Below are 13,651 nucleotides of genomic sequence, written 5' to 3'. Positions count from 1 at the left end.
GGCGTACCTGAGGAGGGCACATGGCCGTATGGGACGACCTGGTCGGGCAGGCGCGGGTCGAGGAGCAGCTGGCCGCCGCTGCGCGGGACGCCGACGCCCTCGTGACCGCCCACGCCGCCCGGGAGCCCGAGCCCGAGGCGTCCAAGATGACCCACGCCTGGCTCTTCACCGGCCCTCCGGGCTCGGGGCGGGCCACGGCGGCGCGGGCCTTCGCCGCCGCGCTGCAGTGCGTGAGCCCGGACCGGGCGCTGGGCGGGGCGCCGGGGTGCGGGTTCTGCGACGGCTGCCACACCGCGCTCGTCGGGACGCACGCCGACGTGGAGGTCGTCCGCACGGACCTGCTCTCCATCGGTGTGAAGGAGACCCGCGACCTCGTCCGGCGCGCCCAGCTCTCGCCGGCCAACGGCCGCTGGCAGGTGATCGTCCTGGAGGACGCCGACCGGCTCACCGAGGGCGCGGGCAATGTGCTTCTGAAGGCCGTCGAGGAGCCCGCGCCGCGCACGGTCTGGCTGCTCTGCGCGCCCTCCCTGGAGGACGTGCTGCCGACCATCCGCTCCCGCTGCCGCCACCTGACCCTGCGTACGCCCGCCGTCGACGCGGTCGCCGACGTGCTCGTACGCCGCGACGGCATCGACCCCCGGATCGCGGCGGCCGCCGCCCGCGCCACCCAGGGCCACATCGACCGCGCCCGCCGACTGGCCACCGACGAGCGCGCCCGGGCCCGCCGGGCCGTCGTCCTCAAGCTGCCGCAGCGCGTCGGGGACATCGGAGGCTGCCTCAAGGCGGCCCAGGAGCTGGTGGACGCGGCGGGCGAGGACGCCAAGCAGGTCGCCGAGGAGATCGACGTCAAGGAGACCGAGGAGCTGAAGGCCGCGCTCGGCGGCGGCCAGGGCTCGCGGATGCCCCGCGGCACCGCCGGTGCGATGAAGGAGCTGGAGGAGCGGCAGAAGCGGCGCAAGACCCGTACGCAGCGCGACAGCCTGGACCTGGCGCTCACCGACCTGACCGGCTTCTACCGCGACGTGCTCACCCTGCAACTGCGCACGCGGATCCCGATCGCCAACGAGGACGTACGGGACGCGGTGGAGCGGATCGCCCAGGACACCGCTCCCGAGCGGACCCTGCGCCGGATCGAGGCGGTACTCGCCTGCCGCGAGGCGCTGGACCGGAACGTGGCCCCGCTGCTGGCGGTGGAGGCGATGACCATGGCCCTGCGCGACTGATTGGACACGGTCCGTACTCGTGCGGATACCCTCCGGACATGGATTCCAGGCGTTTGCTCCGTACGTCCGCCACGGCCCTCGCGGCCGCCGGGCTGATCCTCTCCGGCTGCGCGGGCGGCAGCGACGCCGCCGCGCCTTCGGGCCCGTCGGCGGCCGCGCCGCCCGCCGCGCCCACCACGCCGGACCCGGCCCTGGCGAGCTTCTACGGGCAGAAGCTCGCCTGGCGCGACTGCGGTGTGCCGAAGTTCCAGTGCGCGACGCTCCGCGCCCCGCTCGACTACGCGAAGCCGACGGCCGGTGAGGTGAAGCTGGCCGTCTCGCGTGTCGCGGCGACCGGCCCGGGCAAGCGGCTCGGCTCCCTCCTGGTCAACCCCGGCGGACCCGGCGGCTCCGCCGTCGGCTACCTCCAGGGGTACGCCGGCATCGGCTACCCCGCCCCGGTCCGGGCGAGGTACGACATGGTCGCCGTCGACCCCCGCGGAGTGGCCCGCAGCGAGCCCGTCGAGTGTCTGACGGGACCCCAGATGGACACGTACACCCAGATCGACCAGACGCCGGACGAGGCGGCCGAGACCACGGCGCTGACCACCTCGTTCCGGGGCTTCGCGACGGGCTGCGAGAAGCTCTCCGGCACGGTCCTGCCCCATGTCTCCACGGTCGAGACGGCGCGGGACATGGACATCCTGCGGGCCGTTCTCGGCGACGCGAAGCTGAGCTACGTCGGCGCCTCGTACGGCACCTTCCTCGGTGCCACCTACGCCGAACTGTTCCCCGGCCGGGTGGGCCGCCTGGTCCTCGACGGAGCGATGGACCCCTCGCTGCCCGCGATCGACCTCAACCGCGACCAGACCGCCGGCTTCGAGACCGCCTTCCGGGCCTTCGCGGCCGACTGCGTCGAGAAGCCGGACTGCCCGCTCGGCACGGGCTCCGTCGAATCTGCCTCGGACGCGCTGAAGGGCTTCTTCCGCGCCCTGGACGCCAACCCCGTGCCGACCGGCGAGAGCCGCCGGCTCGGCGAATCCCTGGCGACGACCGGGGTGATCGCGGCCATGTACGACGAGGGGGCCTGGCCGCAGCTGCGCGAGGCGCTGACGAGCGCGATGGGCGGCGAGGGCGCGAGCCTGCTCGCCCTGGCCGACAGCTACTACGAGCGCGAGCCGGACGGCACGTACGCGAACCTGATGTACGCCAACGCGGCCGTGAACTGCCTCGACCTCCCGGCGGCCTTCACCGGCCCCGCGGACGTCGAGAAGGCGGTCCCGTCCTTCGAGAAGGCGTCCCCCGTCTTCGGCAAGGGCCTCGCCTGGGCCGCCCTGAACTGCGCCTACTGGCCCGTCCCCCCGACCGGCCGCCCGCACCGCATCACCGCCGACGGAGCCGCCCCGATCGTCGTCGTCGGCACCACCCGAGACCCGGCGACCCCCTACAAGTGGGCCCGGTCCCTCGCGGCCCAGCTCGCCTCCGGCTCGCTCCTGACGTACGAGGGCGACGGCCACACGGCCTACGGCCGCGGCAGCGACTGCATCGACTCGGCGATCAACACCTACCTCCTAGAGGGCACGGTCCCGAAGGACGGCAAGCGCTGCACGTGAGGGGTGTCGTGGACCACGCGAAGGGTGGTCAGGAGCACCCCGGGAAACTGTGTAGACTTGGCGTCGCTGCTGCACCCACCATGGGTACGCAGGGCGTGCCGCCTTAGCTCAGTTGGCCAGAGCAACGCACTCGTAATGCGTAGGTCTCGGGTTCGAATCCCGAAGGCGGCTCCACGAAAACCCCAGGTCGGATCTCATCCGACCTGGGGTTTTGTGGTTCATCGGCCGCGGCGCCGACGTCGGGCGGGAGCGGTCCGGGGATCTTGGAGTCTTGGCCGGACCTGGTGCGCCTGCCTCGGTTGACTCTCCCGTAGGGCGAGACGGGAGGCTGGGGCGCATGGACAGCTACACGCTCTATTCCGTCGGGGAGTTGTCCCGCCGAACCGGGCTGGCGTGAAGACGATCCGGTTCTGCTCCGACCGCCTCCACGGACCTCCACGCCGACCCCGAGTGCGTCGGCCGAATGCGATCCGCTCTGCCGGAGCTCCCCGGCGAGCCCACTCCTGAACAGGCCATCGACCGGGCGATGCGTGAACGGATCGCCGAGGGCGTGGCCGCCGGGCTGCTTCCGGCCTCCGCCGAGGACGCGTCCCCGGCCGGCTCGCTGGGAGAGCTCTACGCCCCCGCTTTCGAGAGCGTCGAGGAGAGCGATCTGCGGCGCCGGCTCCTCGCTCGCATGCGAACGAGTGCCGACCCGTTGATGGAGCGCTACTGGTGGCTCCTGGCGGACGGTCAACGGATGGCCCCCGTCGTCAACGCTCGCGCCCGTTCACTCCTGGTTCGCAGGGGCAGCGGCAGAAGGACGGGCCACCTGACAGGTACCTGGTGATTTCGAGGGTGGCGGTGGGGGGCTCGGGGACGTAGAACACCTTCGAGGCATCCGCCTGTACGCGCCCTACGAAGAGGACACCCATGAGCACCGTCGTCGAACCCATACCCGCGCCGGACGAGTTCGGGCCGAGTGAGCGCACGCGGTTGCGACGGATGCGGCACAAGGGGAGTCATCGGCGGGAGGACCTGGACGCCGTGCTCGCCGCGGGGTTTCTCTGTCATCTCGGGGTCGTCGTCGACGGCACGCCCATGGTCGTGCCCACCGCCTACGGCACCGAGGGTGACCGGCTCTACGTTCATGGTTCCGTCGCGAGCCGGAGTCTCGTGCAGGCCCCCGGTGCCGCCGTCTGTGTCACCGTGACGCACGTCGACGGACTCGTGCTCGCCCGCTCCGTGTTCGAGCACGGCGTCAACTACCGGTCCGCCATGGTCTACGGCGTTCCGCGGGAGGTGACCGATCCCGCGGAGAAGCTGCTCGGGCTGCGGGCGCTCACCGAGCAGTGCGCGCCGGGGCAGTGGGAGTACGCCCGGCAGCCCAGCCGCAAGGAGCTGGCGGCGACCTCGCTGCTCGCCCTCGACCTCACCGAGGCATCGGTCAAGATCGCTTCCGGCCCGCCGGACGACGGCGACGGTTCCGACGCCGAACTGGGGCTCTGGGCCGGGGTCCTTCCCGTCGTCACCGCCTTCGGCGCGCCGGTCGCCGACCCGGTCCTGCCGGCCGGTGTCGAACCGCCCGCGCACATCGCCGCCCGTGGGGGCCGTCCGGCGGTCGGGCCCGCCAAAGGGTAGGAGCGCTTAAGCGTTCCCGTAGAACAATTTGATTGTGCTGATGCGTCGGGGTGCGGCAGGTTCGTGTCCATGCGACCCGACTCACCCTGGCGCGTCCCCGACTTCCGCACGCTCTTCTCCGCGGCCGTCCTCAGCCAACTCGGCACCAACATCGGATACGTGGCCGTTCCGCTGATCGCCGTCGAGGTGCTCGACGCCGGCCCCGGCGAGGTCGGGGCACTCGCGACCCTCTCCACCCTCGCCTTCCTCCTCATCGGGCTGCCCGCCGGGGCGTGGGTGGACCGGCTGCCGCAGCGCCGGATGCTCGTCGTGGCGGACGCGGTCCGTGGGCTGCTTCTGGCTTCCGTGCCCGTCGCCTGGTGGTGCGACGCCCTGACCCTCGCACAGTTGTACGCCGTCGTGCTGCTCAGCGGCTGCGCCACGGTCTTCTACGACGTCACGGGCCAGAGCATCCTGCCCCGCTTCGTCGGCCGCGACGGACTGGTCCCCGCCAACGCCGCCATGGTCAGCCTGATGGCAGCCACCAACGTGGCCGGACGCGGGGCGGGCGGCGGCCTGGTCCAGCTGCTCACCGCGCCGCTCGCTGTGGCGGTCACCGCGGTCAGCCATCTGGCCTCCGCCGTACGGCTCCTGTGGCTCAAGGAGACGGCCGCGCCCTCGTCTTCGCCCCACCGGACGCGGGAGCCGCTGCGGGCCCAGATCGCCACGGGCGTACGGCACGTCCTCGGGAACAGGGAGCTGCGCGCGCTCGCCCTGTCCGCCTCGCTCACCAACCTCGGCTTGCAGATCCTCAACACGATGATGCCGGTCCTCTTCGTCCGCGAACTCGGTCTCTCCGCAGGCGTTCTCGGCCTCTACTGGGCGGCCGGCGGCGTCGGTCTGCTGCTCGGCGCGCGCTGCGCCCGCGCCGTGGCGGCCCGCCTCGGATTCGGCCGTACGCTCGGTCTCGCAGGGCTCGTCCTCGCCCCCGCCGGCCTCCTCGTCCCGCTCGTCGGGCGCGGCCCCTGGCTCTGGGTCGCGGGCGCGGGGTGGCTGTGCGCGATGTTCAAGACAGGGATGGACAACGTCCTCGGCGTGAGCCTGCGTCAGAGGATGACCCCCGACGCGCTGCTCGGCCGCATGAACGCGACCTTCCGTTTCCTGCTCACCGGCGCCATCGCGATCGGCGCCGCCGTCTCGGGCCTCCTGGGCGAACTCGTCGGTCTCCACGCCACCCTGTGGGTGGGCGGCTCTCTCTGCTCGCGTGCGCCTTCCTCCCGGTCTTCCTCTCGCCCGTCCGCACCCGACGGGCTCTTCCGGCAGAGGCGCGGGAGCCGGAGAGCGCCCATCCGGCGCCGCTTCCGCGCGTACGGGAGGGGTGAGGCCCGCCAGGAGCCTGGCGCCTCAGTCCGGGAGGGTCTCCACGGCCAGGCGTTCGACGTGGTTCGGGTCCATCAGGATGTCGGCCGCGGTGACGCGGCCCTCGATGACCGTGAAGGCGATCACCGCGCCCGGACCGCCTTCCGGGGCCGCCACCAGGCCTGCCGCGCCGTCCACCAGGGCCATGCGGGCAGACCCCGCCCGCTCGGCGAGGCGGGCCGCGACGGCCATGGGGCCGTGGGCGGTCGCCGCGCCGGCCCGTACCGCTTCGGTGTCCGCCCGCAGCAGCACCTCCGGATCGAGCAGCTCGCGCAGCGCGAGCGGGTCGCCGTCGCGTGCGGCGGTGAGCACCGCGGCCACCACCTCCCGCTGGCGTGCCAGGTCCGGCTCCGGCATCTCCTCCGTACCCCGCACGCGCGTGCGTGCCCGGCTCACCAGCTGCCGGGTGGCCGCGGGAGTGCGCTCCAGGACCGGGGCGATCTCGTCCACGGGCACTGCGAACATGTCGTGCAGTACGAACGCCACCCGTTCCGCGGGCGTCAGCGTCTCCAGGGCCGCCTCCTCGGACCGGTCCGTCGTCCGGCCGGACTCGGTGGCCGACCACGGATCCCAGGGGGCCTCCTGCCGCGCCGCGCGCGACCGCAGCCTCGCCAGGCAGACGCGCGCGACGGCCGCGGTGAGGTCGGGCGTGGTGCCGCCGGTGTCGGGCGTGGTGGCGTCGGTGTCGGGCGTGGTGCTGCCGGGCGTGGCGGCTGCCCCGGCGGCCGGGTCACCTGGCCGCCGCGCGTCCGGCGCGCTCCGCGCCTCCCGCACCGCGTCGTCCGCCTCGTCGGGCGAGCCCAGCAGCCGGTACGCCACCGCCCGCTCGTGGCTCACGGCACTCACCGCCTGACCGGACACCGCTCAGTCGCCGTGCCCCGTGCCGCCGCTGCCGAAGCCGCCGCTGGAGATCCCGCCCCACTTGCGCTTCTCCTCGCTCGGGGGGTCCGGGGACTCCTCCGAGCCGCTCTTGAGCTCGTACGGCATGAGCCGGTGCTCGCCATCGGTCTGGGGCATCTCCGAGGGCTTGCGGTACTCGGACGTCTCGCCGGGAAGCCCGCCCTCCGGCCGGTGCGGCTGCTCATCCGGCTTGGGTGTGGGGGACTCCTTGTCCCTGACCCTCATCCCCAGCCAGAAGGCGCCGATCAGTACGGCGACCACGACCAGGCCGCCGAGAACCTGAGCCATCCCGGACTGCCAGACACCGGCCGCCGTCGTGACCCCTGTGGAACCCACGAGAAAACCGTTCATACTCCACATTTACCCAATTCTGGGCGATCTGGGACATCCGGCTTGCGGTGAACTCGTGGAAGCTCGTCGAATCTCGTCGAACCTCGTGTGAAACATTTCCCCGGGCCCGTCGCGTCAATGGGGTGTAAGGACGCCGCGACGGAGGGGAGGGGCATGAGACAGTCCCACGTGGACGGCTTTCTGGAGTTCGCCACCGCCAGGACCGGCCATCTCTTCCGGTCGGCATGCCTGCTGACCAGCGGCGACACCCATCTCGCCGAGGACCTCGTCCAGGAGACCCTGGGCCGGATGTACAGCCTGTGGGGGCGCGTCCAGCGGATCGGCAATCCGGCGGGGTACGCGCAGACCGTCCTGGTCCGCACGTTCCTCAGCCACCGGCGCCGACGCTCCGCGACCGAGCGCCCCCTGGGTGAGCTGCCGGACCGGGCTCCCGAGAACGGCGACGACCCGGCTCTCCGGCTGGCACTGCTCGACGCGCTCGCGGCTCTCGCGCCCAAGGACCGGGCCGTGGTCGTGCTGCGGTACTGGGAGGACCGCAGCGTCGAGGAGACCGCCGAGGTGCTCCATGTGAGCTCCGCGGCGGTCCGTACCCGTTCGACGAGGGCGCTCGCCAAGCTCCGGGAGCGGCTCGGCGGCAGCATCGTCGAGTTCGCCTCCCGCTGACCCCGCACCTCGCACGCTTCCCACTTCTTGCTTTCACTCATGGACCGGAGACGGTGATTCGGCATGCCTCTGAACGAGGGACACGACGGTTTCGCGGAGGAGCTCGGCCAGGCCCTGCGCCGCACGGGCGACGGATTCGCCACGGAGGACGGCCGCGAGCTGGTCGCCGGTGGTCTGGCTCGCGGCCGGCGCCGGCTGATGCGCCGCCGCGCGGCCGCGGTGACCGGTGGAGTGCTGGCCTTCGCCGTGGTGGGCGTCGGCGGGATCTACGGCGGAAACCTGCTCGGCGCGGGACCGCGGACCCAGGGAGCCGTGGGGGCCGGGGACTCCTCGGTGACCACGGCGAGCCGGACCGCCCTGCCCGCCACCAAGAGGCCGGGGCCCGCGCCCGCGCTCCAGGTCAAGGACCTGGCAGCCGTCCTCAAGGCGAACACCCCCGCCGGGACCTGGACCATCGCCGACGAGGGCTCCAAGGGTGAACACGTCTCGGGCGTCTACCAGGACGGCAAGGGCGAGTCGGCCGTCTCCGTGGGCCTCTACCGGGCAGGCGACACCGGGGAGGGGGGTGCGGATCAGGTGGAGTGCCCCGACAAGACCTTCGTCCCGCACGACGGGTGCACCAGCGAGAGACTGCCGAACGGCGACCGGCTGATGGTCATTCAGGGGTACGAGTACCCGGACAGGCGGGAGGACACCAAGAACTGGCGGGCGGTCCTGCTCACCAGGGACGGGTTCCTCGTCGACGCGAGCGAGTACAACGCCCCCACGGAGAAGGGCTCCGCCGTCACCCGCGCGAACCCGCCTTTCAGTCCCGCCCAGCTGAAGACCCTGGTCACCGCCGAGGGATGGCGGCCGCTGTTCAAGCAGCTGGCCGTGACCACGAAGCCCACCGTGCCGGGCCAGGGCACCAAGCCGGGCGGGGGCGCCGAGTCAGGCGGAGGCACCAGGCAGGGCGGCGGCGCCGGGCCGGGCGGGGACACCGCGCCGCCGGAGGCGGACGGCCGGGCCGTACGGAAGACCCTGCGCGCGCTGCTCCCCGAGGGGCTGAAGGTGACCTCCCAGGGCGGCGACGGCGAGTTCGCGTACGTGGTCGTGGACGACGGCAAGGGCAAGAGCCTGGTCCAGGTCAACGTGCAGAACGGCATGGACGATGTCGCGGACCAGCTCTACGCCGGCGCCACGAAGCTGCCCGACGGGCGGCTGGTGAAGGTGACGAAGGAGGCCGGCGAGAAGGGCGGAGCGGGTGCCGTCGCGTGGACGGCCGACATGATGCTGCCCTCGGGCTTCCGGGTGGTCGCCTCCGCGTTCAACACCGGCGCGCAGCACCAGGCCGCCACGCGCGCCGAGCCCGCGCTGACGACGGACCAGCTCAAGGCGATCGTCCTCGACGACCGGTGGCTGAAGTTCTCCTGAGGTGACGCCTCGCGGCGCGTCATGCGCGCGTCGCGAGGCGGCCTCCGGAACGGGTGGGCCGGGCCCCGGCGGGGGCCCGGCCGTGCACCCGTTTCCCGTGCACCCGTTTCCCTCGTGCGCACCCGTACGTACGAGCACAGGCGCACGTCACTTGGCGTCCGCGTACCGGCCCACCGTGGCCGTCGTGAACGGAAAACGTACCGGCGTCGCGCCGAAGGCGATCCGCCCCGCCTCGTCCCCGGCCGCGCGGATCGCCGCCGTGACCGCCTCCGCCTCCTCCGCCGGGCAGTGGACGATCACCTCGTCGTGCTGGAAGAAGACCAGCTCGGCCCGCATCCCCGAGAGCGCGCGACGCAGGGCGGCCAGCATCAGCAGCGCCCAGTCGGCGGCGCTGCCCTGGACGACGAAGTTACGGGTGAACCGGCCGCGCGCCCGCGCGTTGCCGGAGGCGTATCCGGGCGTGAACTCCCCTTCCCCCGAGGCCGGTTCGTCCGCGGCCTCCTGGGGGATGCCCGCCTCCTCGGCCTCGCCGGCGCCGACCGCGCGCGGGCTGGTCCGGCCGAGCCAGGTCCGTACGAGCCGGCCCTCCTCGCCGGCCTTCGCCGCGTCGTCCACATAGGCCACGGCGCGGGGGAAGCGGCGGCGCAGCGCGGCCAGGTTCTTCAGACCGTCGCCGCTGGTCTGCCCGTAGATCGCGCCGAGCAGGGCGATCTTCGCGTGGTCGCGGTCGCCGGAGAACGCGCGGTCCGAGAGCCGGGTGTACAGGTCGTCGGGGTGCCCGGCGACCTCCATCAGCCCGGGATCGCGGGAGATGGCCGCCAGGACCCGGGGCTCCATCTGGTCGGCGTCCGCCACGACGAGCCGCCAGCCCTCGTCCGCCACGACGGCCCGCCGGATGACCTTGGGGATCTGCAGGGCGCCGCCGCCGTTGGTCGTCCAGCGGCCGCTGACCGTGCCCCCGGGGAGGTACTCGGGGCGGAAGCGGCCGTCGCGGACCCAGTCCTGGAGCCAGGACCAGCCGTGGGCGGTCCAGATCCGGTACAGCTTCTTGTAGGCGACGAGCGGGGCCACCGCCGGGTGGTCGATCTCCTCCAGCTCCCAGCGGCGGGTGGACCGCACCCGGATCCCGGCCTGGGCGAAGGCCCTGACGACGTCGGCGGGCAGATCGGGACGGACGCGCCGGCCGAACGCGGCGGACACCTCGTCGGCGAGCTCGGCGAGGCGCCGGGGCTCCCCTCCGCCCGCGTACCGCTCGCCGAGCAGCTCGTGCAGCAGCTCGCGGTGCACGTCGGCGCGCCAGGGCAGCCCCGCCCGGTTCATCTCGACGGCCACGAGCATGCCCGCGGACTCGGCGGCGGTGAGCAGCCGCATCCGGCCCGGGTGCTCGGCCAGCTCGTGGCGGCGCTGCTGCTCCGCGTAGACGGCGAGGAGGTCCTCGAAGGGGACGGCGGTGGCGCTGGGTCTGGCCTCGAAGAGGGAGTCCTGCGAGCCGGGTTCGGCGGCGCGCTGGGGCGGATCGGGCGGTACGGGAGCGTTCCGCAGCCGCGCGAGGGCGGCGGCCGCGGACCGGGGCTCCCCGAGCCGTCCCTCATGGCCGAGGAGGAGGCCCTCGGCGACCTCGATGTCGTAGCAGCGCTCGACGCGCACCCCGGCGGCGAGGAGCCGGGGGTGGACGACGGTGGTGGACCGCCACACCCAGCGGGCGACACCGGGCCGGGAGCGGACGGCCTCGACGAGATCCGGTTCGTGGAGGACGGGTCCCGCGGGCAGCGCGTCGGGGCCGAGGGGGACGAGCCGCGCCCCGTCCCCGTCCGCCTCGGCGTCCACCGCCCACCTCTCGCTCACGGATGCGAGTCTGGCACCCGCCACTGACAGCGACCCCGATCACGCGCCGCGTGCGGCCCTGCCGCCTGCGTCCCGGCCCCCACCCCTGCCGTCACGCCGCCCTGTGGAAGAGCGCGGCGGCCTCTCCTCGCGAACCGACCCCCAGCTTCGTGAGGATGTTGGCGACGTGGAACTTCACCGTGGACTCGCTGATGTGCAGCTCCTGCGCGATCTGCCGGTTGCGGTGGCCGAGCGCCAGATGGGTGAGGACCTCCAGCTCACGGCCGCCGAGGTCGGCCAGCGGGTTCGCCGTACCGTCGGGGGCGTCCGAGGTGGCCAGCGGGATCACGGCCAGGAGGGTCGTGCCCCAGCCCTGGACCGCTTCCATGTCCAGGCGGCCGCCCAGCACCTCCAGACGGTCGGTGATGCTGCCCGCCCCCAGGTCGCAGCGTTCGAGCGTGCCCGAGCCGTCGTCCCGCACCGTCGCCCGCAGCTCGTGCTCGGTCAGCTGCCAGCCGACGTGGACCCGCCGCACCGAGTCCTGCTCCAGGATCACCAGGAGCAGCGCCCGCACGATGGCCCGCGCGCTGTGCGCCACGTCCGCCGCGAGCGAGCGGTCGGACTCCGGCGGGCCGAGTTCGAGCCGTACCGGGGTGTGCCGGAGCATCGGGCGCAGATCGTCGGCGAGCCGGGCGAAGGCCTGCTGGGCCGGTTCCTCGGCGATCGCCCGGTCCCGCTTCGTCGCAGCACGCATCTCGATCAGCGCGGAGGCCGTGAGGTCGATGGCCGTCGCCCGGGCCGTGGCGTCGTCCAGGGCCCGGCTGCGGAGCACCCCGAGCACCCCGGAGACGGCGGCCGCGTGGGCGGTGGACAGCTCCGAGATCACCCGGGCCCGGGTGTCGGCCGCCGCGCGCGACCGGGCCAGCGCCCCCGGCGTCGCCTCGACCGCGAACCGGTCGAAGTGGCTGGTGACCAGGTCCCAGAGGGCCTGCGCCACGGCGAGCCCGTCCTCGTCGACGGGCGCGGAGCCCTCGTCGCGTACGAGGACGAGGACGGAACGGCGCGCGGTCGCGTCGCTGGTGACGGCGACGACCTCGCGCTCGGTGCCGCCGATCGTGGCCCGCCCCTGCCAGGGGCTTCCGGCAATGCCGGTGGCCAGCATCGTGGTGAGTTCGGCCGCGACGAGCAGTTCCGTCTCCCCGACGGTCTTGAACGGCGAGTGGGCGCAGTGCGTGGAGAGTTCGGCGGCCCCCCGGTGCGGGATCAGGGGCGCGAGGGCGGCCGAGAGGCGGGGCAGGATCTGCCCGAGGGGCTGCCGGATGATCTCGTACGCGGTCGTCAGCGTGGTCGCGTCCATGGGGCTCAGCGTAATGAGGGGGCCGGGGCGGTTGGCTGTCCTTTCGGCCAGGTGGGACTGGCCGTCGGGAGGGCGGGGTGGCGGGGTCGTCGGGCGCACGCTTGATCCGTCGGAGCGGCGAGTGCTCAACGAGGGTCCACGGAGGGCGAGATGGAAGCGATCACGTACGAGGAGTTCGGCGGCCCGGAGGTCCTGCGCCACGAGGCTGGGGTGACGGTGCCCGAGCCCGGCGCCGGTCAGGTGCGGGTGAAGGTGGCGGCGGTCGGCGTCAACCCCGTGGACTACAAGCGGCGTTACGGCTGGGTCGAGGCGTTCTACCCGACCACCTTCCCGGCCGTGCCCGGCCTGGAGTTCGCCGGCACGGTGGACGCGCTCGGAGAGGGTGTGACGGGGGTCGAGGCCGGTGACGAGGTGTTCGGCTGGACGATGACCGGCGCGTATGCCGAGTACGCCCTGGCCGAGGTCTTCGTCCCCAAGCCGGCGGGCCTGAGCTGGGAGCAGGCGGCGAGCATCCCGGTCGCGGGGGAGACGGCGCAGCGGGTCCTGGACCTGCTCGCCCTCAAGGAGGGCGAGACGCTCCTCCTGCACGGCGCCGCGGGCGCGGTCGGCGCGCTGGCCGTCCAGCTCGCGGTGGCCGCAGGCGTGACGGTCGTCGGCACCGCCTCGGCACGCAACCACGACTTCCTGCGCGGCCTCGGCGCGATCCCCGTGACGTACGGGGAGGGCCTGGCGGACCGCGTCCGGGCGGCCGCGCCCCAGGGCGTCGACGCCGTCTTCGACGCGGCTGGCCACGACACGCTGCCGGTCTCGATCGAGCTGACGGGCGGCGCGAAGGAGCGGATCGTGACGATCGCGGCGGTCGACGCGGAGGAGCACGGCATCGTCTTCAGCGGTGTCACGGTCGACCCTCCCCTCGCCCGCACCTGGCTGGCCACCCACGCCGGCCTGGCGACGGTGGGGCGGCTGCGCCTCGACATCGCCGAGACCTTCCCGCTGAAGGAGGCGGCGAGGGCCCAGGAGCTGAGCGAGTCGGGGCACGTGCGAGGCAAGCTGGTGCTGCTGCCCTAGCCGCGACGGGTGCTGTGACCGGAAGGGCGCGCCGGGGCTGTGCGCCCGGTCCCAGGGCGGGGCGGGTCCCAGGGTGGGTCCGGTCCCAGGGTGGGTCCGGTCCCAGGGTGGGTCCGGACCGGTGGACGTTCCCGGTCGTCGCCCCGGCCGGCCCATGGCAGGCGCACGGCTGCGATCTCGGTGTCCGCGAGCAGCACCCCGACGGGCGGGCGGGGTCGCAGGCCTTCGTGGCCCGCCGCACG

11 protein-coding genes, 1 tRNA gene and 1 pseudogene are annotated in these 13,651 nt (G+C 73.6%); 9 read left to right on the top strand and 4 right to left on the bottom strand.

The features are described 5' to 3' along the window. Positions 1-20: 20 nt before the first annotated feature. The 6 genes and pseudogenes from ACZ3IJ_RS21490 to ACZ3IJ_RS21465 form a co-directional block, all read left to right on the top strand. Positions 21-1,223: a DNA polymerase III subunit delta' gene (locus ACZ3IJ_RS21490; RefSeq protein ID WP_467470454.1), complete on the top strand. Its 1,203-nt coding sequence runs from the start codon at positions 21-23 to the stop codon at positions 1,221-1,223. A 38-nt stretch (positions 1,224-1,261) separates the two neighbouring features. Beyond that, positions 1,262-2,815, top strand: coding sequence for an alpha/beta hydrolase (locus ACZ3IJ_RS21485; protein ID WP_467470452.1), 1,554 nt, complete (start codon positions 1,262-1,264; stop codon positions 2,813-2,815). 97 nt (positions 2,816-2,912) lie between these two features. Then, a tRNA-Thr gene (locus ACZ3IJ_RS21480) sits at positions 2,913-2,989 on the top strand. 289 nt (positions 2,990-3,278) lie between these two features. After that, positions 3,279-3,644 carry a hypothetical protein gene (locus ACZ3IJ_RS21475; RefSeq protein ID WP_467470450.1) on the top strand — a complete coding sequence of 122 codons (366 nt, stop codon included), beginning with the start codon at positions 3,279-3,281 and terminating at the stop codon, positions 3,642-3,644. A gap of 83 nt (positions 3,645-3,727) precedes the next feature. Further along, positions 3,728-4,435 (top strand): pyridoxamine 5'-phosphate oxidase family protein, encoded by a 708-nt coding sequence (locus ACZ3IJ_RS21470; RefSeq protein ID WP_467470448.1) that lies wholly within the window; start codon positions 3,728-3,730, stop codon positions 4,433-4,435. A gap of 69 nt (positions 4,436-4,504) precedes the next feature. Next, positions 4,505-5,605: pseudogene (locus tag ACZ3IJ_RS21465) on the top strand (MFS transporter); the annotation flags it as partial. A gap of 213 nt (positions 5,606-5,818) precedes the next feature. On the opposite strand, the gene ACZ3IJ_RS21460 reads toward ACZ3IJ_RS21465, so the two are convergent. Both ACZ3IJ_RS21460 and ACZ3IJ_RS21455 read right to left on the bottom strand, forming a co-directional pair. After that, positions 5,819-6,670, bottom strand: coding sequence for a sigma factor-like helix-turn-helix DNA-binding protein (locus ACZ3IJ_RS21460; protein WP_467470446.1), 852 nt, complete (start codon positions 6,668-6,670; stop codon positions 5,819-5,821). Positions 6,671-6,697: 27 nt separating this feature from the next. Beyond that, complete coding sequence (locus ACZ3IJ_RS21455) at positions 6,698-7,084, bottom strand: DUF6479 family protein (RefSeq protein WP_467470813.1); 387 nt, start codon at positions 7,082-7,084, stop codon at positions 6,698-6,700. Between the two features lie 153 nt (positions 7,085-7,237). Between ACZ3IJ_RS21455 and ACZ3IJ_RS21450 the strand changes: the two genes are divergently transcribed. After that, positions 7,238-7,747 carry a SigE family RNA polymerase sigma factor gene (locus ACZ3IJ_RS21450; protein ID WP_467470444.1) on the top strand — a complete coding sequence of 170 codons (510 nt, stop codon included), beginning with the start codon at positions 7,238-7,240 and terminating at the stop codon, positions 7,745-7,747. A gap of 63 nt (positions 7,748-7,810) precedes the next feature. After that, positions 7,811-9,160 carry a hypothetical protein gene (locus tag ACZ3IJ_RS21445; RefSeq protein WP_467470441.1) on the top strand — a complete coding sequence of 450 codons (1,350 nt, stop codon included), beginning with the start codon at positions 7,811-7,813 and terminating at the stop codon, positions 9,158-9,160. Positions 9,161-9,307: 147 nt separating this feature from the next. Here ACZ3IJ_RS21445 and ACZ3IJ_RS21440 read toward each other — a convergent pair whose 3' ends face one another. Then, positions 9,308-11,005, bottom strand: coding sequence for a bifunctional 3'-5' exonuclease/DNA polymerase (locus ACZ3IJ_RS21440; protein WP_467470439.1), 1,698 nt, complete (start codon positions 11,003-11,005; stop codon positions 9,308-9,310). Positions 11,006-11,096: 91 nt separating this feature from the next. Beyond that, a complete protein-coding gene (locus ACZ3IJ_RS21435) occupies positions 11,097-12,341 on the bottom strand; it encodes a LuxR C-terminal-related transcriptional regulator (RefSeq protein WP_467470437.1) in 1,245 nt (414 codons plus the stop codon). 150 nt (positions 12,342-12,491) lie between these two features. On the opposite strand from ACZ3IJ_RS21435, the gene ACZ3IJ_RS21430 reads away from it, so the two are divergent. Continuing rightward, complete coding sequence (locus ACZ3IJ_RS21430) at positions 12,492-13,409, top strand: NADP-dependent oxidoreductase (protein ID WP_467470434.1); 918 nt, start codon at positions 12,492-12,494, stop codon at positions 13,407-13,409. The last annotated feature ends 242 nt before the right edge of the window (positions 13,410-13,651 follow it).

It is taken from the genome of Streptomyces sp. NPDC013317 (genome assembly GCF_055563155.1).
This window is presented reverse-complemented; position numbering and strand designations above follow the sequence as displayed.